The 25211-nt window shown below is 62.8% G+C and carries 20 protein-coding genes; 10 read left to right on the forward strand and 10 right to left on the reverse strand.

Going from position 1 to position 25211, the window contains the following annotated elements; translation table 11 throughout:
- The first annotated feature begins 226 nt into the window (after window positions 1-226).
- From ABSE61_RS14165 to ABSE61_RS14180, 4 genes are all read left to right on the forward strand, one after another.
- Window positions 227-1798 carry an ABC transporter ATP-binding protein gene (locus ABSE61_RS14165; protein ID WP_423871745.1) on the forward strand — a complete coding sequence of 524 codons (1572 nt, stop codon included), beginning with the start codon at window positions 227-229 and terminating at the stop codon, window positions 1796-1798.
- Window positions 1782-2870 carry an ABC transporter permease gene (locus ABSE61_RS14170; protein ID WP_423871746.1) on the forward strand — a complete coding sequence of 363 codons (1089 nt, stop codon included), beginning with the start codon at window positions 1782-1784 and terminating at the stop codon, window positions 2868-2870. Before ABSE61_RS14165 ends, ABSE61_RS14170 begins: the two co-directional genes overlap by 17 nt.
- The gene (locus ABSE61_RS14175; RefSeq protein ID WP_423871747.1) at window positions 2857-3774 is read left to right on the forward strand and encodes an ABC transporter permease; all 918 of its coding nucleotides are present in this window, start codon (window positions 2857-2859) and stop codon (window positions 3772-3774) included. The genes ABSE61_RS14170 and ABSE61_RS14175 overlap by 14 nt, the downstream gene beginning before the upstream one ends.
- Window positions 3775-3853: 79 nt before the next feature.
- On the forward strand, window positions 3854-4927 hold the full coding sequence (locus ABSE61_RS14180) for a BMP family ABC transporter substrate-binding protein (protein ID WP_423871748.1): 1074 nt from the start codon (window positions 3854-3856) through the stop codon (window positions 4925-4927).
- Between the two features lie 238 nt (window positions 4928-5165).
- On the opposite strand, the gene ABSE61_RS14185 is transcribed toward ABSE61_RS14180, so the two are convergent.
- Window positions 5166-6512 (reverse strand): 8-oxoguanine deaminase, encoded by a 1347-nt coding sequence (locus tag ABSE61_RS14185; RefSeq protein ID WP_423871749.1) that lies wholly within the window; start codon window positions 6510-6512, stop codon window positions 5166-5168.
- A gap of 120 nt (window positions 6513-6632) precedes the next feature.
- On the opposite strand from ABSE61_RS14185, the gene ABSE61_RS14190 reads away from it, so the two are divergent.
- The 3 genes from ABSE61_RS14190 (at window position 6633) to ABSE61_RS14200 (ending at window position 11689) form a co-directional block, all read left to right on the forward strand.
- Window positions 6633-7445 carry an FAD binding domain-containing protein gene (locus ABSE61_RS14190; RefSeq protein ID WP_423871750.1) on the forward strand — a complete coding sequence of 271 codons (813 nt, stop codon included), beginning with the start codon at window positions 6633-6635 and terminating at the stop codon, window positions 7443-7445.
- A gap of 2 nt (window positions 7446-7447) precedes the next feature.
- Entirely contained in the window at window positions 7448-10171 is a 2724-nt protein-coding gene (locus ABSE61_RS14195; RefSeq protein WP_423871751.1) for a molybdopterin-dependent oxidoreductase, read from the forward strand.
- A 120-nt stretch (window positions 10172-10291) separates the two neighbouring features.
- A complete protein-coding gene (locus tag ABSE61_RS14200) occupies window positions 10292-11689 on the forward strand; it encodes a nucleobase:cation symporter-2 family protein (RefSeq protein WP_423871752.1) in 1398 nt (465 codons plus the stop codon).
- A gap of 8 nt (window positions 11690-11697) precedes the next feature.
- On the opposite strand, the gene uraD is transcribed toward ABSE61_RS14200, so the two are convergent.
- Entirely contained in the window at window positions 11698-12582 is an 885-nt protein-coding gene (gene uraD / locus ABSE61_RS14205) for a 2-oxo-4-hydroxy-4-carboxy-5-ureidoimidazoline decarboxylase (RefSeq protein ID WP_423871753.1), read from the reverse strand.
- Window positions 12583-12610: 28 nt separating this feature from the next.
- Window positions 12611-12910, reverse strand: coding sequence for a hypothetical protein (locus ABSE61_RS14210; protein WP_423871754.1), 300 nt, complete (start codon window positions 12908-12910; stop codon window positions 12611-12613).
- A 376-nt stretch (window positions 12911-13286) separates the two neighbouring features.
- On the opposite strand from ABSE61_RS14210, the gene ABSE61_RS14215 reads away from it, so the two are divergent.
- Window positions 13287-14480 (forward strand): urate hydroxylase PuuD, encoded by a 1194-nt coding sequence (locus tag ABSE61_RS14215; protein WP_423871755.1) that lies wholly within the window; start codon window positions 13287-13289, stop codon window positions 14478-14480.
- A 26-nt stretch (window positions 14481-14506) separates the two neighbouring features.
- Here ABSE61_RS14215 and ABSE61_RS14220 read toward each other — a convergent pair whose 3' ends face one another.
- Window positions 14507-15139 (reverse strand): glutathione S-transferase family protein, encoded by a 633-nt coding sequence (locus ABSE61_RS14220; RefSeq protein ID WP_423871756.1) that lies wholly within the window; start codon window positions 15137-15139, stop codon window positions 14507-14509.
- An 18-nt stretch (window positions 15140-15157) separates the two neighbouring features.
- Window positions 15158-15460 (reverse strand): ArsR/SmtB family transcription factor, encoded by a 303-nt coding sequence (locus ABSE61_RS14225; RefSeq protein ID WP_423871757.1) that lies wholly within the window; start codon window positions 15458-15460, stop codon window positions 15158-15160.
- A gap of 66 nt (window positions 15461-15526) precedes the next feature.
- Here ABSE61_RS14225 and ABSE61_RS14230 point away from each other — a divergent pair, with 66 nt between their 5' ends.
- Complete coding sequence (locus ABSE61_RS14230; protein ID WP_423871758.1) at window positions 15527-16174, forward strand: polysaccharide deacetylase family protein; 648 nt, start codon at window positions 15527-15529, stop codon at window positions 16172-16174.
- A gap of 9 nt (window positions 16175-16183) precedes the next feature.
- Window positions 16184-17131 carry a threonine/serine dehydratase gene (locus ABSE61_RS14235; RefSeq protein WP_423871759.1) on the forward strand — a complete coding sequence of 316 codons (948 nt, stop codon included), beginning with the start codon at window positions 16184-16186 and terminating at the stop codon, window positions 17129-17131.
- 187 nt (window positions 17132-17318) lie between these two features.
- Here ABSE61_RS14235 and ABSE61_RS14240 read toward each other — a convergent pair whose 3' ends face one another.
- The 5 genes from ABSE61_RS14240 to pimC all read right to left on the reverse strand — a co-directional run bounded on the left by ABSE61_RS14240 (window position 17319) and on the right by pimC (window position 25165).
- Window positions 17319-19751: a penicillin acylase family protein gene (locus tag ABSE61_RS14240; protein WP_423871760.1), complete on the reverse strand. Its 2433-nt coding sequence runs from the start codon at window positions 19749-19751 to the stop codon at window positions 17319-17321.
- 147 nt (window positions 19752-19898) lie between these two features.
- On the reverse strand, window positions 19899-21401 hold the full coding sequence (glpK, locus tag ABSE61_RS14245) for a glycerol kinase GlpK (RefSeq protein ID WP_423871761.1): 1503 nt from the start codon (window positions 21399-21401) through the stop codon (window positions 19899-19901).
- A 286-nt stretch (window positions 21402-21687) separates the two neighbouring features.
- Complete coding sequence (locus ABSE61_RS14250) at window positions 21688-22461, reverse strand: SDR family NAD(P)-dependent oxidoreductase (RefSeq protein WP_423871762.1); 774 nt, start codon at window positions 22459-22461, stop codon at window positions 21688-21690.
- 196 nt (window positions 22462-22657) lie between these two features.
- On the reverse strand, window positions 22658-23800 hold the full coding sequence (gene pimD, locus ABSE61_RS14255) for a pimeloyl-CoA dehydrogenase small subunit (protein ID WP_423871763.1): 1143 nt from the start codon (window positions 23798-23800) through the stop codon (window positions 22658-22660).
- A 174-nt stretch (window positions 23801-23974) separates the two neighbouring features.
- Complete coding sequence (pimC, locus tag ABSE61_RS14260) at window positions 23975-25165, reverse strand: pimeloyl-CoA dehydrogenase large subunit (protein ID WP_423871764.1); 1191 nt, start codon at window positions 25163-25165, stop codon at window positions 23975-23977.
- Window positions 25166-25211 lie beyond the last annotated feature (46 nt).

Consider the following 25211-nt stretch of genomic DNA (forward strand, 5'->3'; position numbering starts at 1 on the left):
CGAATTGCAACAGACCGTCACAATTATGCAACAGGGTAATGCACGCTAGCGGGCATTGAGGGTATCAGATTAGGGCGCCTTGGGAGGCTCAGGTGGTATGCCCGAGAATCACTCTCCAGTTTCGAACTGCTGAAGGCTTGGGCAATGACTGGCGCTTTTTCGCTACTTACGTTGGCGCGGAAAGTAGCACAGTATTCAGGCAGTCTTCTCGGAACCGTAAACACGAATGTCAGATTCGACGCCTGCGAGCCCCCACCCCGGCGAAACGCCGCTTTTGCAGACCGTCGGGCTGACCAAGCGCTACGGCACATTCCTCGCCAATGATTCCATCGACATCGATATCTGGCCGAACGAAATCCATGCCCTGCTGGGCGAAAACGGCGCGGGCAAGTCGACCTTGGTCAAAACCATCTACGGCCTGATCCAGCCCAGCGAAGGCGAGATGCGCTGGCAGGGCAAGAAGATGGTCCTGGCCGGACCGTCGGAAGCGCGTTCCCGCGGCATCGGCATGGTGTTCCAGCATTTCTCTTTGTTCGACAACCTGACCGTCGCCGAGAATGTTGCGCTCGGACTCGACGGCAAAGAGTCTTTCAAGGACATGTCGGCGCGGCTCGAACAAGTAGCGAGTACTTACGGGCTCCCGCTCGATCCGCGCCGCGAGGTCTGGCAGCTCTCGGTCGGCGAGCGGCAGCGCATCGAGATTGTGCGCGTCCTGATGCAGGACCCGAAATTTTTGATCCTCGACGAACCGACGGCGGTCCTGACCCCGCAGGAAGCCGACCAGCTCTTCGTCGTATTGAATCGGCTGAAGTCCGAAGGCCGCGCCATCCTCTACATCAGCCACAAGCTCGATGAGGTAAAGCGGCTTTGTGACACCGCAACGATCCTGCGCGGCGGCAAGAAGATCTCGACCTGCAATCCCAAGGCGGAGACCGCGGCCTCGCTGGCGCGGATGATGGTGGGCACCGAGATCAAGGAAGTCAAAGCGGCGGCCACGCGACAAATCACGGTGCCCCGCCTCGTTGTCAACAGTCTCTCGCTTGAGCCCGACGATCCCCACGGCGTGCGGCTGGAAAACATCTCGCTCGAACTTCGCGGCGGCGAAATCCTCGGCATCGCAGGCGTCGCCGGCAACGGCCAGGACGAACTGTTCTCGGCGCTGTCGGGCGAGCGGCCCTCCAATGACCCCGGCACGGTCGTGATCGAAGGTATCGCCGCCGGCCATCTGTCGATCACCAAGCGCCGCAAGCTCGGCGCGGCCTTCGTACCCGAAGAACGGCTCGGCCATGGCACCGCGCCGCGCATGAAATTATCGGAGAACGCACTGCTCACGGGGCATGCCGCCAGCGGCATGGTCAGGTACGGCTTCGTCAATACGCCCGCGACATTGTCGACCGTCGACCGCACCACGCAGGCCTTTGATGTGCGCAAGGCCAAGCGTGATCCGGAAGCCGCTTCCCTTTCCGGCGGCAACTTGCAGAAGTTCGTGGTCGGGCGCGAAATCCTGCGCAATCCGGCGGTGCTGGTGGTGAGCCAGCCGACCTGGGGCGTGGATGCGGGCGCGGCCGCGGTGATCCGCCAGGCGCTGCTCGACTTGGCGGCTTCCGGCGCGGCCGTTCTGGTCACGAGCCAGGACCTCGACGAACTCGCTGAAATCACCGACCGGATCGCCGTGATGTTTCACGGGCGGCTGTCGCAGGCTTTGCCGACCGCCGAAGCCACGCGCGAGAAGCTCGGGCTGTTGATGGGCGGAAGCGGCCTCGATCAGAAGGATGTGGCGCATGCAGCTGGTGCTTGAAAAGCGCGCCGAGCGATCGAACACGATCGCACTCGTCTCCCCGCTGATCGCGATCGGCATGACGATCGTGACCATGGTTATCCTGTTCGCGATCCTCGGCAAGAATCCGGCTCTCGCGCTCTGGGTCTATTTCATCGATCCTTTGACCGACAGCTATTCGCTGCAGGAAATCGCGGTCAAGGCGACGCCGCTGGTGATGATCGCGATCGGACTGTCGCTCTGTTATCTCGCCAATGTCTGGAATATCGGCGCCGAAGGACAATTCCTGATCGGCGCTGTCGCCGGCTCCTGGATCGCCGTGAAAACCCAAGGCACCGACGCCGGGCCCTGGGTCTTGCCGGCGATGCTGGTGATGGGGGCTGCCGCAGGCGCGCTCTACGCGCTGATCCCGGCGATCTGCAAGGTGAAGTTCGGCGCCAGCGAAATCCTGACCAGCCTAATGCTGGTCTATGTCGCCGACCTCTTCCTCGATTATCTGGTGCGCGGCCCGTGGCGCGATCCGAACGGCTTCAACTTTCCAACCACCGCCGAATTCGATCCGGTCGCCACGGTGCCGCTTCTGGTCGACGGCGGCCGTTTGCATCTCGGCGCGATCTTCGCCGTGCTCGTCGTCGGAGCGGCCGCGATCCTGCTCGGCCGAATGATCAAGGGTTTTGAAATCCGCGTGGTGGGCGCAGCACCACGCGCCGCGCGTTTCGGCGGCTTCAATTCCAAACAACTGATCCTCTTGACCTTCGCCATTTCCGGCGCGCTCGCAGGGCTTGCCGGGATCATCGAGGTCGCAGGCCCCGTCGGCCATCTTCAGCCGGGCTTTTCACCCGGCTACGGGTTCACCGCCATCATCGTCGCCTTCCTCGGCCGATTGAACCCGGTTGGAATATTAATTGCAGGGCTTTTCCTGGCGCTTACGTTCATCGGCGGAGAACAGGCCCAGATCGCAATGAAGATACCCCTCGACGTAACCAAGGTTTTTCAGGGCATTCTGCTGTTCTACGTGCTCGCCTGCGATTCCCTTATTCTCTACCGGATCCGGTTGGTTTCCACCTCGCAGGTGCCAAGTGGAACTGCTTGAAGCCATCATCCTATCGGTCCTGGCGGCGTCGACACCTCTGTTGATCGCAGCCACGGGCGAACTCGTGACCGAACGCTCCGGCGTCCTCAATCTTGGCGTCGAGGGCATGATGATCGTGGGCGCGGCCTGCGGCTTTGGTGGCGCCTGGCTCACGGGTTCGATCATCGTGGGCGCGATCTGCGGAATCGTTGCGGGCGCATTGATGTCGCTGATCTTCGCGCTGATGACGCTTGGGCTGGCGGTCAACCAGGTCGCGACCGGGCTTGCCTTGACCATCCTCGGGGTCGGCCTTTCCGGCCTGATCGGCGCCGGCTTCGTCGGCGAGCGGATTACGCCGGCACCGCATCTTTACATTCCGGGCCTCACCGACATCCCCTTCGCCGGAAGAATCCTGTTTGGCGAAGACCCCTTCGTCTATCTCTCGCTCGTTCTTTTGATCGCCGTCTGGCTGTTTCTCTATCGCACGCGCGCCGGATTGGTGCTGCGCGCCGCCGGCGACAATCACATCTCATCCCATGCGCTCGGCTATCCCGTGCTTCGCATCCGCTTGTACGCCGTGTTGTTCGGCGGCGCCTGCGCGGGACTTGCGGGCGCCTATCTGCCGCTCGCCTACACGCCGTTCTTCATTCCCGGAATGACCGCGGGCCGCGGCTGGATCGCGCTGGCGCTGGTGGTGTTCGCATCCTGGCGTCCGGGCCGGCTCATCATCGGCGCCTACCTGTTCGGCGCCGTGACCATCCTGCAATTGCATGCCCAGGCGTTCAGCCTCGGAATCCCCTCGCAATTCATGTCGTCCCTGCCATACTTGGCAACCGTTATTGTACTGGTTTTGATTTCGCGGGCGAGAACAGGCGGCTCGACCGCGCCGGCCGCGCTGGGCACGGTGTTCGTGCCCGATCGCTGATTTCGCGTTTCAGGACGCGACTGAAGGGGGGCAGCGCGTTTTGAATGTAGATTTTACCCCAAGAGTGTGGAGATTGATAATGAGGAAAAAACTGCTTGCGGCTGCGGCCGCAGTTCTGCTGGCCGGAAGCCTGAGTGCTTCGGCCGCCGACAAGTTGAAGGTCGGGTTCATTTACCTGGGCCCGGTTGGAGATTTCGGCTGGACCTACCAGCATGAAGTCGCACGCCAAGCGCTGGCGAAGGAATTCGGCGACAAGATCGAGACGACCTATCTCGAAAACGTCAGCGAAGGCCCCGACGCCGAACGTTCGATCGAACAGCTCGTGCGCGCCGGCAACAAGCTGATCTTCACGACGTCCTTCGGTTACATGGACCCGACGCTGAAGGTCGCCAAGAAATATCCGAACGTGCATTTCGAGCACGCCACCGGATTCAAGCACGACAAGAACATGGGCATCTACAACGGCCGGTTCTATGAAGGCCGCTACATCCAGGGCGTCATCGCCGGCAAAATGTCGAAGGCGGGCGTGCTCGGCTACATCGCCTCGTTCCCGATTCCCGAAGTCATCATGGGCATCAACGCCACGATCCTCGGTGCGCAGACGGTCAACCCGAACATCAAGGTCAAGATCATCTGGGCCAACACCTGGTTCGATCCGGGCAAGGAAGCCGACGCCGCCAAGGCGCTACTCGATCAGGGCGCCGACGTCATCATGCAGCACACCGACTCTCCGGCCGCGATGCAGATCGCTTCCGAGCGCGGCAAGCTGGCATTCGGCCAGGACTCCGACATGATCAAGTTCGGACCGAAGACGCAGCTGACCTCGATCATCGACAACTGGGCGCCCTACTACATCTCCCGCGTCAAGGCCGAGATGGACGGCAAGTGGGCAACGGACAACGACTGGGACGGCCTGAAGGCCAAGATGGTCGTGATGGCGCCGTACACCAACATGCCCGACGACGTGAAGAAGCTGGCGATGGATACCGAGGCCGCGATCACCGCCGGCAAGCTCTTTCCGTTCAAGTGTCCGATCGTCGATCAGGACGGCAAGACGGTTGAGTGCAAGGGCGGCGACCATCTCGACGATGGCCAGGTGCTCGGCATGAACTTCTACGTCAAGGGTATCGACGACAAGATTCCGGGCAAGTAAGCCCCCTAACTTCCAAGCCAAAGGCCGGGCGGAAACGCCCGGCCCTTTTTTTGTTGGCTCGCTTGCCAAAGCACGATCTCAGGGCTCCCTTCCCCTAAAAGGGGGAGGGTTGGTGTGGGGTGGGGGTCAATTCAATGATGCAAGGCGCTCAGGAAAGCTCTCGGAACGAAAAAAGACCCCCTCCCGGCTGGCTTCAGCTCGCCGGCCTCCCCCTTTCAGGGGGAGGCGAAGAAGCTTTCTAACCCGCCTGAAGAGCGCGCGCCGCCGCGCTGTGGCGGCGGATCAGATCGGCGACATCAAGCCCGGGAATGGTGCCGTCGACGACGGTCCACTTGCCCGCCACCATGACGCGATCAGCGCGATGCGCGCCGCACAGCACCAGCGCGGCAATCGGATCGCCGTGGCCGGAGAAGCGCAGCTCGTCGAGCTTGAACAGCGCGAGATCGGCCGCCTTGCCGACCGCGATCTCGCCGAGTTCGGGACGGCCGACACAGGCGGCCGAGCCTTTGGTGGCCCAGCGCAGCGCGTCCTTGTGGCTCACCTTGCCGACGCCATAGCGTACGCGTTGCAAGAGAAACGCGGCGCGAACTTCCTGCATCAGATTGGACTCGTCGTTCGACGCCGAGCCATCGACGCCGAGCCCGATGCCGACGCCGGCCTCTTCCATCTCGCAGACCGGACAGAACCCTGACGCCAGAATCTGGTTGCTGCAGGCGCAGTGGCTGATGGTGGTTTTGGCTTTGCCGAGCCGCTTCATTTCGGTTGCGTTGAAAAAGATGCCGTGCGCCAGCCAGGTCCGCGCATTGAGCCAGCCGCAATCCTCGAGATAATCGAGCGGCCGGCACTGATAGAGCTGTTCGCAAAACCGGTTTTCGTCCTCGGTCTCGGCCAGATGGGTGTGCATGCGGACGTCGAGCTTTTCGGCCAGTGCCGCGGTCTTCTTCATCAGCGACGTCGTCACCGAAAACGGCGAACAGGGCGCAAGCGCGATCTGCACCATCGCGTCCTCGCCGCGCTGATGATACTTGCCGACGACGCGTTCGCTGTCGGCAAGGATGGTATCTTCGTCCTGCACCACGCTGTCCGGCGGCAGGCCGCCATCGCGTTGCGACAGATTCATCGAACCGCGGGTCAGGAGCACGCGCAGGCCGAGGCGCTGCGCCACGGCAACCTCGATATCGACGGACTGCTCGAGCCCCGCCGGAAAAACATAATGGTGATCCGTCGTGGTGGTGCATCCGGAGAGCATCAGCTCCGACATCGCCACGGTGACGCCGAGTTCGAGCGATTTCGGCGTCAATCCCGCCCATACCGGATAGAGCGCCTGCAGCCACGGGAACAGCTCGCGGTCCATCGCCGCCGGCACCGCCCGCGTTAGCGTCTGGTAAAAATGGTGATGGGTGTTGATCAGCCCGGGCAGCACCACATGCGCCGAGGCATCGAATACCGCAGCGTCCGTCTTGGGTGTCGCTCCGGCCGGCACCATCTCGACGATCCGGCCGCCGTCAACGACGATACCGCCGCCCGCGGTCTCGGCAAAAATGGCTTGCGGGTTCTTGATCCAGATCGCCTGCGGCTGCGCCATGTTAACGCCTTTCCTCTTGAATCTTCCTTGCAATTCAAAGACCAGCCCCCGTCCCGGTTGGCGCTGGTCTTGCAAGACCGTTACAGAAAGAGTGTTGGCGTTGAAAGTATCAGACGGCGCATGGACCTGAATACGATCACGGCGGTGGCGCGTCCGACAACTCGCTCCGAGCTGCCCGCTTGGACGGCAGGCGATGCCTGGCTCGCGGGCGGCACCTGGCTATTTTCGGAACCGCAGGCCGACCTGCACCGCCTGATCGACCTGGCCGCGCTTGGCTGGCCGGCGCTGACCATCGATACGAACGGACTATCGATCGCGGCGACCTGCAGCGTCGCTGAACTCGACGCGGTCGCCTGTCCGCCGGACTGGCTCGCGGCACCTTTGATCAATCAATGCTGCCGGGCTTTTCTGGCCTCCTTCAAGATCTGGAAGACGGCGACCGTCGGCGGCAATATCTGCATGTCGCTGCCGGCGGGACCAATGATCTCGCTGACCTCGGCGCTCGATGGCATCTGCACGATCTGGCAGCCGGATGGTGGCGAGCGAACCGTTGCCATGCTCGATTTCGTCACCGGCAACCACGCCAACCTGCTCAAGGGCGGCGAGCTGTTGCGGCAGATCGATATTCCCCTCGCCGCGTTGAAGCGACGCTCGGCTTTCCGCCAGATTTCGCTGACGCCGGTGGGACGTTCGGCCGCGCTTGTGATCGGCACCCTCGGCCTTGACGGCGCTGTCGCGCTGACGGTGACGGCTTCGACCAAGCGGCCGATCAGACTTTCCTTCAAGAAAGTGCCCGACTCGTCCGAACTTCGCGAGGCGATCGGGCAGGCCATCCCCGATGACCTCTATCACGACGACATTCACGGCAAGCCGTTCTGGCGCAAACACATGACGCTGCGACTGGCTCGAGAAATCTGCGAAGAACTGGAGTAGATTTGAGCTTCGAGATCAATGGCAAGAGTTTCGAACAGCAGCCGCGCGCCGGGCAATGCCTGCGCACGTTCCTGCGCGAGCTCGGTCATTTCGGCGTCAAGAAAGGCTGCGACGCCGGCGATTGCGGCGCCTGCACCGTGCTGCTCGACAACGAGCCGGTGCATAGCTGTCTGATTCCGGCGTTCCGCGCCGAAGGCCACGCGGTCACCACCATCGAAGGCTTTGCCGGAGATGCCGCCATTCATCCGATGCAGCAGGCGTTTCTGGATGCGCAGGGATTTCAATGCGGGTTCTGCACCGCGGGCATGATCCTGACCTGCGCCTCTTTGAACCAGGCGCAACGCGCCGATCTCGGCGCAGCGCTCAAGGGCAACATCTGCCGGTGCACCGGGTATCGCTCGATCGAGGACGCGCTCAACGGCAAGACCAACGTGGAAAAAGCCGACGCCGGCGATGCGTTCGGCCGCAGCCTGCCCGCGCCAGCAGGGCCGCTCGTGGTACGGGGCGCCGAGCGCTACACCTTCGATACCAAGATCGAAGGCCTGCTGCACATCAAGATGCTTCGCTCGCCGCATCCGCACGCCAGGATCATTTCGGTCGACAGAAGTGCTGCGCTCGCCGTGCCCGGCGTTCATGCCGTGTTGACTCATGAGGATGCGCCACGGAAATTGTTTTCGACCGCACGGCACGAGAAGGAGTGGATGGATCCGGACGATACCCGCGTGCTCGACGATGTCGTGCGGTTCATCGGACAAAAAGTAGCCGCCGTGGTGGCGACCAGCGAAGGCGCCGCCGAAGAAGGCTGCCGGCTTCTCAAGGTGACCTACGAAATACTGCCGCATGTGGTCGATCCGGAAGCCGCAATCGCCGAGGGCGCGCCGGCGATCCATGCGGGCAAGACCACTGAAAGCCGCATCGCCAATGCGGAGCGCAATATCGCAGCCGAAACGCATGGCGAATTTGGCGACGTCGCAGCCGCTCTGGCTGCCGCCGCCGTCACTTACGAAGGCACGTTCACGACGCAGCGTGTGCAGCACGCGGCTCTCGAAACTCATGGCGGCATTGCCTTTGTCGATGACGAAGGTGTCCTCACCGTGCGCTCGTCGACCCAGGTGCCGTTCCTGACCCGGCGGACGCTCGCCGACCTGTTTGATCTCCCCGCCGAGAAGGTGCGCGTGTTCTGCAAGCGCGTCGGCGGCGGCTTCGGCGGCAAGCAGGAGATGTTCGTCGAGGATATTCTGGCGCTCGCCGCGCTCAAAACGGGGCGCCCGGTCAAACTCGAACTGACGCGGGAAGAGCAATTCATTTCCACCTCGACGCGCCATCCGATGCGGGTCCACATCAAGGCCGGCGCCGACAAGAACGGCAAGCTCACCGCTTTGAAAATCGACGTGCTCTCCAACACCGGCGCCTACGGCAATCACGGCGGGCCGGTGCTGTTTCACGCCGTCAGCGAATGCATCAGCGTCTATAATTGCCCGAACAAGAAGGTCGACGGGGTGGCCGCCTATACCAACACGCTGCCGGCCGGCGCTTTCCGCGGCTACGGCCTGCCGCAGACGCAGTTTGCGGTGGAATCCGCGATCGACGAACTGGCGAGGCAGCTTCGCATCAGCCCGTTCGAGATGCGCCGCCGCAACGTCGTCAAGCCCGGTGATCCGATGCTGGCGCCACCGGGGTCGGAATATCACGACGTGGAATACGGCTCCTACGGGCTCGATCAGTGCCTCGATCTGGTCGAGCGCGCGATGGCCGCCGACACCTCGAGGCCGCAGTTGTCCGACGACTGGCTGATCGGCGACGGTATCGCGCTCACCATGATCGACACCGTGCCGCCTGCCGGTCACATCGCGGACTGCTATATTTCCTTGCGCGACGACGGCGGATTCGAGTTGACGGTCGGCACCGCCGAGTTCGGCAACGGCACCGCCACGGTGCATCGTCAGATCGCGGCAACGGCGCTCGCGACCACCGTCGATCAGATATCACTCAAGCAATCCGACACCGCCAATGGCGGCCACGACACCGGCGCCTACGGCTCGGCCGGCACGTTTGTGGCGGGGCTCGCCACCAAAGTCGCGGCGGAAAATCTCGCCGCCGAGATCAAGGCCTTTGCCGCGCGCGCGATGGGCGCGGATGCCGCCACCAGCGTGCTCGCTCGCGATCACCTCGTCAGCGGCAACACACGTCTGCCGTTTGCAAAGATCGCCGAGATGGCACGCACGAAAGCAATGCGCTTGTCAGCCCACGGCAATTCCAGCGGCACGCCGCGCTCGGTCGCCTTCAATGTGCAGGGCTTTCGGGTCGCCGTGAACAAGGGCAGCGGCGAGTTGAAGATCCTCAAGAGCGTGCAGGCCGCGGATGCCGGCCGTGTCGCCAATCCCATGCAGTGCCGCGGCCAGGTCGAGGGCGGCGTCGCGCAATCGCTCGGGGCCACGCTTTACGAGGAACTGGTGATCGAGGACAGCGGCAGCATCCTCAATCCACGCTTTCGCGACTACCACCTGCCGTCCTTTGCCGACGTGCCGCGCACCGAGGTCTACTTCGCCGATACTTACGACAAGATCGGGCCGATGGGCGCCAAGTCGATGAGCGAAAGCCCGTATAATCCCGTGGCGCCCGCGATGGGCAATGCGATCGCCAGCGCCACCGGCATTCGCTTCACCTCGACGCCGTTCAAGCCTGACCGGCTGTTTCCGGCGCTGAAGGAAAAGTTCGGAAGCTGAGCCGCGCCCGATGCGCATTGCCATGCGGCAGCGCGAGAGAGCCATCTGGCACAGGGTTTGAATTGCTGCAATCATATGACAGCGGCAGGGCATCATACTGGCGTCCGTTGGGGGGTAACCATGAGCACCGAGATTCATCCAGTCGACGAAGTCCTGCCGGTCCCGCGGCTGCTGGCGCTGGGCCTGCAACATGTGCTGGTGATGTATGCCGGCGCGGTCGCCGTTCCCCTGATTATCGGGCGGGCGTTGAAACTGTCGCCGGAAGACGTCGCCTTTCTGATCAGCGCCGATCTGTTCGCCTGCGGCCTTGCCACGCTGGTTCAGTGTATCGGATTTCCCGGGGTCGGTATCCGGCTGCCGGTGATGATGGGCGTTACGTTCGCATCCGTTGGCCCAATGATGTCGATGGCGCTTTCTCCCGATATCGGCCTGCTCGGTATCTACGGCTCCGTCATCGCTGCCGGAATCTTCGGCATACTTGCCGCGCCTTTCATCAGCCGGCTGCTGCCGCTGTTTCCACCTGTCGTCACCGGCACCATCATCATGGTGATCGGCATTTCGCTGATGCGGGTCGGCATCAACTGGGCCGGCGGCGGCCTGCCGACGTTGACCAAGGTGGTCGATGGCGTTCCCGGCGCCTTTCCCAACCCGGCTTACGGTCAATTGCAGGGGCTCGGCATCTCGCTGTTCGTGCTGCTCTTCATCCTCGGCCTGATCCGGTGGGGAACCGGCTTCCTTGCCAACGTGTCGGTGCTGCTCGGAATTATCGCCGGCGCCGTTCTCGCCAGCGTGCTCGGCGTCATGCATTTCGAGAAGGTTGTCGCCGCGTCCTGGGGCGACATCGTCATCCCCTTCCGTTTCGGCGTGCCGCAGTTTCACCTCGTGCCGATCCTGACCATGTGCATCGTGATGATCGTGGTGATGATCGAATCGCTCGGCATGTTTCTGGCGCTCGGCGAGATGACCGGGAGAACCATCGATCGTGACGCGTTGTCGCGCGGCCTGCGCGCCGACGGCGTCGGCACGCTGATCGGCGGCATCTTCAACACCTTCCCCTATACGTCGTTCTCGCAGAACGTCGGCCTGGTCAGCGTCACCGGCGTCCGGTCGCGCTGGGTCACCATCACCGGCGGCGCCATCATGCTATTGCTCGGCCTGTTGCCGAAGCTTGCGGCGCTGGTCGAAGCGGTGCCGCTGGTGGTGCTTGGCGGCGCGGGACTGGTGATGTTCGGCATGGTGGCTGCGACCGGCGCACGGATTTTGACCAACGTCGACTTCAAGAACAACCGCTTCAACCTGTTCGTGGTCGCGATCTCCGTCGGCTTCGGCATGATCCCCCTCGCCGCACCCGGCTTCTTCCGCAACCTGCCGCATGACCTGCAGCCGCTGCTGGAATCCGGCATCCTGCTTTGCGCGGTGACAGCCGTGATCCTGAACGCATTCTTCAACGGATTGGGCAGCAGCTCCAGCGCGAAAGCCGACGCCGCGGCGATGGCCTCATCGGCGCAGCACGTTTGAGGGAGCGGTCAGCTACCGCGATAGGTCGCATAGCTCCAGGGCGTGACCAGGAGGGGCACATGCAGGTGCCCCTCGGGATCGCTGACCGCGAAGCGCAACGCGATATCGTCGAGGAACGGCGGGTCGGAAAGCGGCACGTTTCGTTCCTTGAAATAACTTCCGACGCTGAAGATCAATTCATAGCGGCCGATCGGCACCGGCCGGCCGCCGATCAACGGCTGATCGGTGCGGCCGTCCGAATTGGTCACAGCGCGCGCTATAACGCGGCTCGCGCCAAGCGCTGAACGTTCGATGAGTTCGACCGTGATTCCTTCCGCGGGTTTGCCGCTATTGTTATCGAGCACATGGGTCGAAAGCCGCCCGTAAACGGGGAGCCGGTCACTGGAAATCACGAGCTGATCGAGCCGCAGCGCCGCGATCCGGCAAATCTCCGCAAGCGAGGTCGCTGTTTCGGTCGCGACATCGTTCGGCAGCCGCTGCTCGAAATTGCTGAGGATCGAATCCTTGGTGTGGCGGCGAACGCAGACGATATACGGAAAGCCGAATTTCGAACGATAGGCATTGTTGACGCGTTCGAAGGCCTCGTATTCGGCGTCCGACAGCCGGTCGAGCCCGACGCTGTTCTGCTCGGCGCTGGATTCCGCCGTGAGCCCCGCGGCGCGCTGGGTCTTGTCGGCCAGATCAGGGTGCGACTTGATCAGCGCGAGCCGTAACCCTTCGGGAGCCCGCTCGACCGCCGTCTTCATCGCCGCAAACAGCGCATTGACGCCGGCAAAGGGCCGCGCCGCAAAGGCCTGTTCGGCGACCCAGGGCGAATATTCAAAGATGTTGGCAAGCGCCGCGACGAAGTCGCCTTGCGCGGAGGCGTTCAACTCTTCAAGCGGCTTCTGCAACACTTAATCCCCGCTCACATCCGCCCGGTCATGGGGTTCTGCCCTGGCCGCCCGAGGTGGCTCCGCCGACGTCGAAGGACATGCCGAACAGGCCGCCGCGCCGAACTTCGGCTTCCGGGGCAGGGGCCGACTGAAGTTCGGCCTGTGGCGGCGGAGGAGGCGGCGCCGGAAGGTTGGTACAGCTCATCGAGTAGATCAGCTCGCGGCTGGCGGTTTGGCCGATCGGCGCGCAGGGATCGGCGCGCCCGGCTCTCGCCGCCGGCTTTGTTTGCGACCAGGCCGGCGTTGCCGCCGCGACCAGCATCGTGCACAGGAGAAGCTTCTTCATTGTCTTAACCTCGAAATCGGCCCCCGCTTCATTTACCCGGTTTGGGGCGGCCAAGTCCACATGCCGCATTTTTGGGCACTCATAGTCTGATTCCAAGATTCGCATCCCGTTGCAGCATACAGTTTTGCGAATGTTGGAATCGAGGACCACTAGCAAATTCAAGATTCTAGTGGCGTTTGGGATTTTGACATTCGCTTTTTCGAATTTGCGGCCGCCTGCGTGGCGAATGTCAAATCCACGCCACTGACTGCCAACCGGAAGCGCTGGAAAATCATCGCGATAGATGTCACACAGAATTGGGGCATCCGGCCGGGGTTGGCCGGACGAGACGCGCGGGACCGTCGCCGCAAACGCCGCGCGAGGGATGGAGCCGGCGATGTGGGCATCGATACTGTCGGAATGGGCCAGTCTGATTTTTCGCTGGCTGCACGTGATCGCGGCCGTCGGCTGGATCGGAAGTTCGTTTTACTTCATTCACCTCGACCTTGAACTCAAGCCGCGCAGCGGCCTGCCGGAAGGCGCCCATGGCGAGGCCTGGCAGGTGCACGGCGGCGGCTTCTACCACATCATCAAGTTCCTGGTCGCGCCGTCGCAGATGCCGAGCGAACTGACCTGGTTCAAATGGGAGGCCTACACCACATGGCTGTCGGGCTTCGTGCTGATGGTCATCGTCTACTACCTCGATGCCGAGCTGTTTCTGGTCGACAAGTCGGTACTTGACCTGACGCCGCTGCAGGCGGGGCTGTTCAGCTTCGTCAGCCTCGCGCTGGCCTGGCTGCTCTATGAAGCCGCCTGCCGCAGTGGTCTGTCCAGTCACGAACTGCCGTTCGCGATCGGCGGCTATATTTTCCTGGTCGTCCTTACCTATGCGTTCACCCATGTGCTGAGCGGGCGCGGCGCCTTCAACCAGATCGGCGCAATCATCGGCACCATCATGGTCGCCAACGTCTTCGCGCTGATCATCCCGAACCAGAAGAAGGTCGTGGCAGCGCTACTCGCCGGCCAGACGCCCGACCCGAAATACGGCAAGCAGAGCAAGGAACGCTCGGTCCACAACAATTACCTGACCTTGCCGGTCGTGTTCCTGATGATCAGCAATCATTACCCGCTGATCTTCGGCACCCGCTTCAACTGGCTGATCGCGGCGATCGTGCTGGCGCTCGGTCCCGTGATCCGTCACTTCTTCAACGAGCGCCACGCGGGGCGCAAATCGCCGTGGTGGGTGTGGGGCGTGGCGGCGCTCGGCATGATCGCGATCGCGTTCCTCTCGACCGCTGGTCCGCGGGACGCCAAGGTGAGCGCGGTGGTGCCCAAGCACGACTTTGCGGCGGCCCAGGACATCGTGCTGTCCCGTTGCAGCATGTGCCACGCCGCCGAGCCGGTGTTTGATGGAATTACCGCGGCGCCAAAGGGCGTCCGCCTCGACGATCCGGAAGCGATCCTGCGCAACAGCCGCCTGATCGGACGAAACGCAGCCTGGTCCAGCGCCATGCCGCCCGGCAATATCACCGAAATCACCCCCGACGAGCGCGCGGTGCTCGCGGCCTGGCTCGCCGATTCCTCGCGCTGACGTCGAGCGCCTCGCAACGACGGCTCTTATCCCTTCGGCGGGATCAGGGGTTGCACGAATTCCCTGAACACCTGCATCGCCTCGCAACGCGAGGCGTGATCCGCCAACGCGGGATGGCGCACGTCGTCAAATACGCCGGCATGGGCTTCGCCGGTGAACCTCAGAGCGCAGGCGACAGCGACGTCGGCATGGCCAATACGCGTCCCGAACCAGAACGGTGAGGCGATAGCTGCACGCTCCTTTTCAAGCGCATCGAGCACTGCGCCGATCTGCGCCTCACAGCGCTCGACCCAAATCTGCGACGGATGGTCTTTCCGCAGCACGCGCTCGTAAAGTAGACTGACCGCCTTGTCGGCGAGCCCCGTCGCCAGCGCGCAGCTCTTCAGGCACTGACGGCGCTGCGGTCCACGAGCGGCGATCAATGCCTTCTCCGGGCCGGCCAGTTCATCGAGATAGTCGAGAATCATGGCGCTTTCGATCAACGTTTCGCCGTTGTCGAGCACCAGCGTCGGCACCCGCCGCAGCGGATTATAGGCCGCGATCAGTTCGGCGTCGCCGAAGGTTGACCACGGTCTGTGCTGGAAGTTGAAACCGTAGAGCCGCAGCGCAATCGCGACGCGGCGGACAAAGGGGGAATCATATTGGCCGATCAGGATCATGGAAGTGCACCCTGGTATTCAAACCTTATCGTGAATGACGCGCTTGACGGAGGCAATGGCGTCTTCATCCCGCTTGTACATCGTCCATTGCTTGATGCGTTTGGCCCTGACCAGTTTGGCCGCGATCAGGACGCGCATGTGTTCGCTCAAGGTCGGCGCGCTGACGCCGAGCTTTTCCGCAATCAGGAGCCCGCAGACGCCGTCTTCCACAAGATCGCCGTCCTCCTGGGCGCGGAAATGCTTCTTCGGGTCGCGAAGCCAGTCCAGGATCAGCAAACGGCGCTCGTTGGCCAAAGCGCGCAACGCGATTGCAATTTTCATTTAGCCACTTTGCTAATTACCTAAGCCGTATCAAGATCGGGGAAGTGATAACAGGCTCACAAGCGCATGCCGCGACGCGTCACGCTCACCTTCGACAACGGTCCGACGCCGGGGATCACCGAACGCGTGCTCGAGATCTTGGAGCGCCAGGGTCTCCGCAGCACTTTTTTCGTGATCGGCCGCAATCTGGTCGACCCCGAGGCCGCGTCTCTGGCAAGGCAGTGCCATGCTGCCGGCCACTGGATCGGCAATCACACGTTCTCGCACTCAGTTGCTTTTGGAGATCGCCCCGAGGCGGATTTCGCCGAGCACGAAATCGCCACGACCCAGCGCGCGATCGGCGAACTGTCTCACCCGAACAAACTGTTCCGGCCGTATGGAAACTCCGGTCTGATCGGCCATCATCTTCTGAGCCGCGCAGCCATTGCCTACCTGCAGGCGAACCGGTTTCAGAGCGTGCTCTGGAACAGCGTCCCCGGCGACTGGAGGGATGCCGCGGGGTGGGTCGAGACGTGCATCGCGCAGGTGCTTGAAAACGAATGGAGCGTCGTCGTCCTGCACGACATCGAAAGCGGCTGTTTGCCCCACCTGCCCGAATTGCTTCAACGCCTGAACGACCTCGGTGCGGTCTATGAGCAGGACTTTCCGGAGAGCGTCATTCTCACACGCGACGGCCAGACCGTGAATCTCTCACCGGAATATGTAAGCGACTAGAGCAGACCCATGACCGAGACGAACCCGATCACACGCGAGCGCATCACGGCCACGGAGGCTGTGATCCGCCCCTTTGTGCGGCGAACGCCGCTTGTCAAAGCCGACATGGCCGACTTCGGCCTTCCGCCTGGCCCCCTCACCTTCAAGCTCGAACTGTTGCAGCATTCCGGCTCGTTCAAGGTACGCGGCGCGTTCGCCAACCTCCTGCTGCGAAAGCCGCCCCCTGCGGGCGTTGTGGCGGCATCAGGCGGCAATCACGGCGTAGCGGTCGCCTATGCCGCGCATCGATTGGGCGTGCCCGTTACGATTTTCTTGCCGGATGTCGCCTCGCCGGCCAAGCAGGAGCGCATCAAGGCCTATGGCGCGCAGCTCATGATCGCGGGCTCACTCTATGCCGATGCGCTCAAGGCCAGCCAAAGCCACATCGAGCGAACCGGCGCGATGCCGATCCATGCCTTCGACCAGGCGGAGACGCTGCTCGGCCAGGGCTCGGTGGGGCTGGAGCTGGAGCAGGACGCGCCCGAGATCGATACGCTTCTGGTTGCGGTCGGCGGCGGCGGGCTGATCGGCGGCATCGCGGCGTGGTATGGGCGCAAGATTCGCATCGTTGCGGTCGAGCCTGAAGCGGCGCCGACCCTCCACACCGCGCTCAAGGCGGGCCGGCCGGTGGATGCGCCCGCCGGCGGCGTCGCCGCCGACAGCCTCGCGCCGCGGCGCGTGGGCGAACTGAATTTTCCGATTGCGCGCGACAATGTCGCCGACGTCGTCCTCGTCACCGATGATGCGATCCGGCAGGCCCAGGAAGCGCTGTGGTCCAATTTGCGCCTGGTGACAGAACCCGGCGGAGCCGCGGCCTTCGCCGCGCTGCTTTCGGGGCGTTACAAGCCTCAAGCCGGAGAACGCGTGGCAATCCTGCTCTGCGGGGCGAACACGACGGCGGTGAATTTCGGAAGTTAGCGCGGCAATCTCCGAAACCTCCCCTTGAAAAAGGGAGGTCGCTTTGCTCCTCTTCAGAGCAAAGCGGGAGGGGATCACTGGCAAGATGCGAAATGTAGTTTGACCCCCCTCCCCAACCTTCAGGGGAAGGGAGCGGAAGAACGTCAATTCAACCAAACATCCTTCGCATCCATCCGATAAAGCCCCCTCACCTCGGCGTCAGCGTGATCGCTTCCGCCGTCGCGGCTTCCACCGCGGCGCGGCTATAGAGCAGCGGCACGTATTGGCCGGTCGCCCACAGCGGCGCGAGATCGCGGTAATGTCCGCTGAAGGGATCGCCCGACTGGCCCGGCGTGTTGACGGCGCGGCTGGCATCCCAATTGCCGACGTCGAGCACCATGCGGAACGAAGCACCGGCGGTGAGATGATAATCCGAGCGACGGTAGGTCGCCGCGCGCGGCACGTTGGCGGCGCCGCCATAGGCGAGCGGCCCGACCGTGAGTTGCGCGGCGGTCGCCTTTTCGGCGAGCGGCATCAGCGCGTGATCGAACGTCGCGACATGCAACCGACCCCAGCGCCACATCGAGGAATCCGCGCCCAACTTGTCGCTGACCTCGGCGACCGCGCTCGCAAGACTTTCGCGCAGGATGCGGTCTCGCGCCACCAGCGGATCGGCGCCGAGTTTTTCGTCCGGCGATTCGAGATAGGCCACGATGGGCGAAATGCTGGAAGCTGCCGGGGCAATGAGGTCAGCGGCCTTGGGCTCGACGGCCTTGAGCAGCGCCGCGCCGAGGTGATTTGATATCCACACCTCGAACACCGCCGCCGCCGCGCTGCCGGCGCCATCGCGCGCGTCCCAATCTTTAAGAAGCTCCAGCCCCTTTTTTCCGTTGGCGTCGTCGGACTCAAGCGGCTTCAGCAATTTGATCAGACGCCGCGCCAGCATCGAGGTGTCGTCGTTCTGCAAATCCATCGCGTCCGCCAATGTCAGCTTTGGTTTTGACTGCAATATTTCGACGATGCGCTGCCAGCGCGCCGGATCCGACCATTCAAAGCCGATTTTGCGTTCAGCAATTGGGTAGCCATTCGGCAGGTTCATCTGATTAGCGGTGGCAAAAAAGCCCTGTTCGGGGCGATAGACCCGCGGCAGTTGATCGGCGTCGATAAAACCCTGCCATTCGTAGCGGCCGTCGCCGGGCACCGGCATCAGCCCGTCATAGTTGACGCGCCGCGGCGTCTTCGCGCCGGGGATCCAGCCGATATTGCCTTTGACGTCGGCATAGACCTGGTTCTCCGACGGCGCGCCCCAGCGCCGCATCGCGGCGACAAAACCGTTCCAGTCTTTGGCCGTCATATAGTCGGAGGAGCCGAAATAGGCCGAGGTGCCCGGCTCGAACCAGATCGAGCGGATGGCAAAGGCGCGCTTGTTAGCCTCATCGACATAAACGACGGGCCCGTGCCGGGTGAATTTCAGCTCGACGTCGCGGGCCCCCTCGCCTTTGACCTCGACGCGCTCATGCACGATCCGCATCGGTTCCCAACCGTCGCGATAGCGATATTGATTGGGATCGGCGGGATTGAGTTCGTAGACGTAGAGGTCTTCCTGGTCGACATTGAAGATGGTCAGCCCGAACGCGATCGTGCCGTTATGGCCGATCGAAATTCCCGGCAGCGCCGGCTCGCCCGCGCCAATCACCGAAAGGCCGGGCGCATTGAGGCCGACGATATAACGCAGCGACGGCACGCTGTGCTCGCGATGCGGATCGTTGGCGAGGATCGCGCGGCCGGTCGCGGTACGCGACGGCGCGACCACCCAGTTGTTGGAGCCGACGGTGTCGCGCTGCCCGTCAGCCTCGCCAAGGAAACGATCCGGATCATGCGTCAGCATCGCCTTGCGATCTTCGGCCTTGGCAAAGGCGACCGGGCGCGTCGCCAGATCGTAGGCCGCGAGCACGCCCTTTGGGATACTGCAAGGATCAAGCTCTTCGGGGATCTTCGTGGTCCAGGCCGGTTCTAGTTTTACGCGAAACCGATCGGCTTCGAGTCCGGCCGCGCAGGCGACCAGCGAACGCTTCACCTCGGAAGCAACGTTGCGCGTCAGGCCATGGCTTCTGATCCGCACCACATCCTCAGGAGTCCAGAGATCGGGCGTGGTGCCGGCGATGCGAAATTCGATCGGCAGCGGTTTGCGGCCGGCCTGCACGTCCGCCACGTAGGCGTTGATGCCGGCGACGAAACTTTCCGCATAGGACTTCGCCTTGGGGCCGTAAGAAATCCATTCCGCATTCATGTCGCCGCGATAGAGAAAGAGCCGCAGTGCCTTGTCCTGCTCGACATAGGCCGGACCGAAATCCCTCGCGAGCAGGCCGAGGCCGCGCTTGCGCCAGAGATCGATCTGCCACAGCCGGTCGCGCGCCACGTTGAAACCTTGCAGAAAGAACAGGTCATGTTCGTTTTCGGCATAGATGTGCGGAATGCCCCAGACATCGATCAGGATTTTTCCGGGCGCCTGAAGGCCCGGCGCCTGCATCGTCGAAAGGCGTGCGGCGGACAGCGCGTTGTCGTTGTCGCGGGCGGATGAGGCTGACGTCACGGCTATCGCGACCAGTGCGGGCACGAGGAGGCAAATCGTCTTTTTCATCTTTTATTTTGTCCCTCGTTGAATGCCGCCCCATCCGTCATACCCCGCGCATGCCGGGTATCCAGTACGCCGCGGCTTCTCGGCTTTATCACAACCGCCTCGGAATACTGGATCACCCGCTTTCGCGGGTGATGACGGGCGTCGGTGCTATGGGTCCTCATCGCTCGCAAGCACACCCTTCACGGCTCGCGCCCAGCCTTTCAATTTCCGTTCGCGCGTCGCCGCGCTCATGTTGGGCTTAAAACGGCGCTCAAGCCGCCAGTGATCGGCGAATTTGGCAGGCGCCGGATAAACGCCGGCTTCAAGTCCGGCAAGATAGGCCGCGCCGAGCGCCGTGGTCTCCTGAATGACCGGGCGATCCACGGGCGCGTCGAGCAAATCCGCCAGCCGCTGCATCGTCCAGTCCGATGCGGTCATGCCGCCATCGACGCGCAGCACGATATTGGCCGCTTTCGCCTCCGGCCAATCCGCGCGCATCGCATCCCGGAGATCGAAGGTCTGATAGCAGACGCTCTCGAGCGCGGCATGCGCGAGCTCCGCAGGACCAGTGTTACGCGTCAACCCGAACAGCGCGCCGCGCACCCGCGGATTCCAGTACGGCGCGCCGAGACCGACGAAGGCCGGCACCAGATAAACGCTTTGCGCTGGATCGGACTTTGCCGCGAACGGCCCGGTCTCGGCCGCCTGCTTGATGACGCCGAGCCCGTCGCGCAGCCATTGCACCGCGGAGCCCGCCACAAAGATCGAGCCTTCGAGCGCGTAGGTGCGCTTGCCGGCGAGCTGATAGGCAATCGTCGTCAGCAGCTTGTTTTTCGACGCAACCGGCGTCGTACCGGTATTGAGCAGCGCGAAGCAGCCGGTGCCGTAAGTGGACTTGATCATGCCTGGCGTGAAGCACGCTTGTCCGATCGTCGCCGCCTGCTGATCGCCGGCAATGCCGCAAACCGCGATTGCACCATCGAACAGATCGGGCACGGTATCGCCAAAGCGATGCGAGGAATCCTTGACCTCCGGCAACATCGCGCGCGGCACGCGGATCAGCTTGAGGAGATCGTCGTCCCAGCCGCCCTCGTGAATATTGAAAAGCAGGGTGCGCGAGGCATTGGTGGCGTCGCTCGCATGCACCTTGCCGCCGGTCAGGCGCCACAATAGGTAACAATCGACGGTGCCGAACAGCAATTCGCCGCGCACGGCGCGCTCGCGCGCACCGGGGACGTTATCGAGAATCCAGGCGACTTTAGTTCCGGAGAAATAAGGATCGATGATCAGGCCGGTCTTGGCCGTGATCGTTGGTTCGTGGCCTTCGTCCTTCAGCTTCGCGCAGATGTCGGCGGTGCGGCGATCCTGCCAGACGATGGCGCGGTGAATGGCCTTGCCGGTGGACCGATCCCAGACAATGGTCGTCTCGCGCTGGTTGGTGATGCCGATCGCCGCGATATCCTTGGCGGCGAGGTTGGCTTTTTTGAGCGCGTCGCGGCAAGTTGCAATGGTCGAATTCCAGATGTCTTCCGGGTCATGCTCGACCCAGCCCGAAGATGGAAAATGCTGCGGAAACTCCTGCTGCGCGACGCCGGCGACGGAAAGATCGGCGCGAAACACCATGGCGCGCGAGGACGTGGTGCCCTGATCGATGGCCAATACGAAGGACATGAACGTTTCCCGGCGTTATCATTTTGCGTAAGGCAAGCGGATTGGAAAGCGGACGTCAAGTTGGTCATACCGCCCACCAAACACGCAAGCGTCGTCCCCGCGAAGGCGGGGACCCATAACCACAGGTCATCGTTGTTACGGTCGCCGGGGCTAAAGCCTTCATAACAACATCAGCTTGTGGTTATGGGTCCCGGATCGCACTCGGCTTCGCCTCGCTTGTCCGGGACGACGTGAAGAGAGACACGAGAATGCACCCTCTCCCACAAGGCAGGGAAAGAAAGAGATCCTACACCCCCGCCGTGGTCACGCCGCCATCGACCACGATGGTCTGCCCGGTCATGAAGCTGGAGGCGTCGGAACCGAGATAGGCGACGGCACCGGCGATCTCATCGGGCTCGCCGATCCTCCGCAACGGCGTGGTGGCGCAGCGGCGCTTCAGCCGCTCTTCGTCCTCCCACAGCGCGCGGGCGAAATCGGTTTTCACCAGGCCAGGCGCGACGCAGTTGACGCGCACGCCTTTCGGGCCCCATTCGCCGGCGAGGCTGCGGCACAGCGCGAAATCCGCCGCCTTCGAGATGCCGTAGGCACCGATCACGGTCGAGCCGCGCAATCCGCCGATCGAGGAAATGATCACCACCGAGCCCTTGCTGCGCTCGGCCATTGGTGGGATCGCAAGCGCGCAGAGCCAGAGGTTGCTCTTGACGTTCGAGGCCATGATCTTGTCAAAGGCGTCGTCCTTGATGTCGAGCAGCGGGCCGTAATAGGGATTGACCGCGGCATTGCAGACGAGAATGTCGATCTTGCCGTAGTGCTTGATGCTGCCTGCCACCAGCGCCTCGACCTCTTCGCGGCGCGAGATGTTGCAGGCGATGACATGCGCGTCGCCGCCGGCTTTGCGGATGCCTTGCGCCACTTCCTCGCAGGCCCCAGCCTTGCGCGAGGAGATCACGACCTTGGCGCCAAGCTTCGCCAGCAGTTCGGCCGACGAGCGGCCGATGCCGCGGCTGGAGCCGGTGATGACGGCGACCTGGCCGGTGAGATCGAAGGGGGTGGATTTCATAGGGTGTCTCCATAGACGTTAGACGTCATTCCGGGATGCGCCGTCGCGACAAAAAAATAGCGAAGTTATTTGCGCGGATGGCGCAGGCCCGGAATCCATTGCGCCACGAGAGTGCCCGGAGAGATGGATTCTCAGGTGCGCAATTGCGCACCATAGTTCGATGCTGCGCATCGCCCCGGAATGACGAGGATAGGCCTTACACCAGCCCGCCGCCGGCGCTGACGCGGCGCAGGTGATATTCGGTATCGCCAAAGGTGTTTTCGATCATGGTCAGACGCTTGAAGTAATGACCGATCTTCGCCTCCATGGTCATGCCGATGCCGCCGTGCAACTGGATCGACTGCTGGCCGACGAATTTGCCAGACTTGCCGATCTGCACCTTGGCGGCGGCGACCGCCGTGGCGCGCTCTTTCGCGTCCTCGAAATCGCAGGCCATGGTTGCAAACATCGACATCGAGCGCGCCTGTTCGAGCGCGACGAACATATCGGCAGCACGGTGTTGTAGGGTCTGGAAACTGCCGATCGGCACGCCGAACTGCTTGCGCGTCTTCAGGTACTCGACGGTAGCCTTCAAGGATTCGTCCATCAGCCCGACGGCCTCAGAGCACAGCGCGGTGCGGGCCTCGTCCACCACCCGCTCGATCAGCGGCAAAGCATTTTCGGGATCGCCGATCACGGCGTCGCTGCCGACCTCGACGCCGGTGAAGGTGATGTCGGCGGCGTGCAGGCCGTCCTGGGTCGGATAGGCTTTCTTGGTGACGCCTTTGGCATTAGCCGGCGCCAGGAACACGCCGATGCCGCCCGCGTCACGCTGGCCGCCTTTGGTGCGCGCGGTCACAATCAAAGTATCAGCAGCCTCGCCGTTGAGCACGACGAATTTCTCGCCGTCGATCACCCAACCCTCGCCCTTCTTCTTGGCCGAGGTCGCAACGTCAGCCAAATCGTAGCGTGAATTCTTTTCGAGCTGCGCGAAGGCAAAGGTCTTGGACCCATCGATGATGGAGGGGATATGCGCCTCTTTCTGCGCGCTCGAGCCGCCATGGCGCAACAGGCCGCCGCCGATCACCACCGTCGCCAGATAAGGCTCGATCACGAGCGCGCGGCCCAGCGCCTCCATCACAATCATGGTCTCGACCGCGCCGGCGCCGAAACCGCCGTCGTCTTCGGCGAACGGCAGGCCAAGCAGGCCCTGCTCGGCGAAGCGGCCCCAGATCGACTTGCTCCAGCCGCCCGGCTCTTTCATGTATTTCTTGCGTGAATCGAAATCATAGGCGTCGCCGAGCAACCCATCGACGCTTTCCTTGAGAAGCCGCTGCTCCTCGGACAAATCGAAATCCATTTTTCTACTCTCTCTAAATCGGCGGGCGAGCCCGCCGCCCCTGCCCTCGCCTATTTTTCCACCGTCATCCCCGCGAAAGCGGGGATCCAGTAACTACAGCCGCTTCCCGTAAGCCCCACCCTCGCGGCGTACTGGGTCCCCGCCTACGCGGGGGACGACATCTTGGTTTTGACGCTACAATCCCAGCACCGCCTTGGTGATGATGTTGCGCTGGATCTCGTTCGAGCCGCCATAGATCGAAACCTTGCGGTTGTTGAAATAGCTCGGCGCGATCTGCGCGGTCCAATCCATGGCCTCGTTCGAACCGTCGTCGCCATGCTCGTCGAAGGGCGCGGCGAACGGGCCGATCACTTCCATCAGAAGTTCGGTGGTCGCCTGCTGGATTTCCGAACCCTTGATCTTGAGCACCGATGACGCCGGGTTCGGCTTGCCTTTGCCGTGTTTGCCTTCGTCGGCAACGACGCGGAGTTGCGTGAGCTCGAGCGCCTTCAGCTCGATCTCGACCGCGGCGAGCTTTTCGCGGAAACCCTGATCTTCCATCACCGGCCGGCCGCCGGATTCGACCTTCGAGGCCAGGTCCTTGATGCGGCGGATGCGTTCCTTGGAAACGCCGACCCGCGCGATGCCGGTGCGCTCGTTGCCGAGCAGGAATTTGGCGTAGTCCCAGCCTTTGTTTTCCTCACCGACGAGATTTTCGACGGGCACCTCGACATCGTCGAAGAAGACCTCGTTGACCTCGTGGCCGCTGTCGATGGTCTGGATCGGGCGCACCGTGATGCCCTTCGACTTCATGTCCATGAGAATGAAGGAAATGCCGGACTGCTTCTTGGCCCCGGGATCCGTGCGGCACAGATTGAAGATCATGTCGGCGTGCTGGGCGAGCGTGGTCCAGGTCTTCTGGCCGTTGATGATGTATTTGTCGCCCTTGCGCTCGGCCTTGGTCTTCAGCGAGGCGAGGTCGGAACCGGAGCCGGGCTCGGAAAAGCCCTGGCACCACCAGTCGTCAACATTGGCGATGCGCGGCAGATAATGCTTCTTCTGCGCCTCGTTGCCGAAGGTATAGAGCACGGGACCGACCATGCTAACGCCGAAAGCGAGCGGCGCCGGCGCCGGATGGGCCTGGAGCTCTTCGTTGAAGATATATTGCTGCACCGAGGTCCAGCCGGTGCCGCCATATTCCTTCGGCCAGTGCGACACGCCCCAGCCCTTCTTGTTCAGGATGCGCCACCAGGTGACCATCTCGTCCTTGGTGAGATGGCGGCCTTCGACCATCTTCTGCCGCGTCGCGGGCGGCACATTGTCCTTGAAGAACGCACGCACCTCGTCACGAAACGCGATTTCTTCTTTGGTGAAAGCGAGATCCATCGGATTCTCCTGTGAGCGAATAAATTACCCTGTCTCTCGTCGTCCC

The organism is Bradyrhizobium sp. (assembly GCF_049519115.1).
GTDB lineage: Bacteria > Pseudomonadota > Alphaproteobacteria > Rhizobiales > Xanthobacteraceae > Bradyrhizobium.

What these genes read in the sequence shown, in the direction of transcription:
- ABSE61_RS14250 (WP_423871762.1), bottom strand. Translation starts at nt 22,461, where the DNA reads ATGAAATCCACCCCCTTCGATCTCACCGGCCAGGTCGCCGTCATCACC.
- ABSE61_RS14225 (WP_423871757.1), bottom strand. Translation starts at nt 15,460, where the DNA reads ATGAAAATTGCAATCGCGTTGCGCGCTTTGGCCAACGAGCGCCGTTTG.
- ABSE61_RS14200 (WP_423871752.1), top strand. Translation starts at nt 10,292, where the DNA reads ATGAGCACCGAGATTCATCCAGTCGACGAAGTCCTGCCGGTCCCGCGG.
- ABSE61_RS14235 (WP_423871759.1), top strand. Translation starts at nt 16,184, where the DNA reads ATGACCGAGACGAACCCGATCACACGCGAGCGCATCACGGCCACGGAG.
- glpK (WP_423871761.1), bottom strand. Translation starts at nt 21,401, where the DNA reads ATGTCCTTCGTATTGGCCATCGATCAGGGCACCACGTCCTCGCGCGCC.
- ABSE61_RS14215 (WP_423871755.1), top strand. Translation starts at nt 13,287, where the DNA reads ATGTGGGCATCGATACTGTCGGAATGGGCCAGTCTGATTTTTCGCTGG.
- ABSE61_RS14230 (WP_423871758.1), top strand. Translation starts at nt 15,527, where the DNA reads ATGCCGCGACGCGTCACGCTCACCTTCGACAACGGTCCGACGCCGGGG.
- pimC (WP_423871764.1), bottom strand. Translation starts at nt 25,165, where the DNA reads ATGGATCTCGCTTTCACCAAAGAAGAAATCGCGTTTCGTGACGAGGTG.
- ABSE61_RS14185 (WP_423871749.1), bottom strand. Translation starts at nt 6,512, where the DNA reads ATGGCGCAGCCGCAGGCGATCTGGATCAAGAACCCGCAAGCCATTTTT.
- ABSE61_RS14210 (WP_423871754.1), bottom strand. Translation starts at nt 12,910, where the DNA reads ATGAAGAAGCTTCTCCTGTGCACGATGCTGGTCGCGGCGGCAACGCCG.
- pimD (WP_423871763.1), bottom strand. Translation starts at nt 23,800, where the DNA reads ATGGATTTCGATTTGTCCGAGGAGCAGCGGCTTCTCAAGGAAAGCGTC.
- ABSE61_RS14190 (WP_423871750.1), top strand. Translation starts at nt 6,633, where the DNA reads ATGGACCTGAATACGATCACGGCGGTGGCGCGTCCGACAACTCGCTCC.
- ABSE61_RS14240 (WP_423871760.1), bottom strand. Translation starts at nt 19,751, where the DNA reads ATGAAAAAGACGATTTGCCTCCTCGTGCCCGCACTGGTCGCGATAGCC.
- ABSE61_RS14170 (WP_423871746.1), top strand. Translation starts at nt 1,782, where the DNA reads ATGCAGCTGGTGCTTGAAAAGCGCGCCGAGCGATCGAACACGATCGCA.
- ABSE61_RS14220 (WP_423871756.1), bottom strand. Translation starts at nt 15,139, where the DNA reads ATGATCCTGATCGGCCAATATGATTCCCCCTTTGTCCGCCGCGTCGCG.
- ABSE61_RS14165 (WP_423871745.1), top strand. Translation starts at nt 227, where the DNA reads ATGTCAGATTCGACGCCTGCGAGCCCCCACCCCGGCGAAACGCCGCTT.
- ABSE61_RS14180 (WP_423871748.1), top strand. Translation starts at nt 3,854, where the DNA reads ATGAGGAAAAAACTGCTTGCGGCTGCGGCCGCAGTTCTGCTGGCCGGA.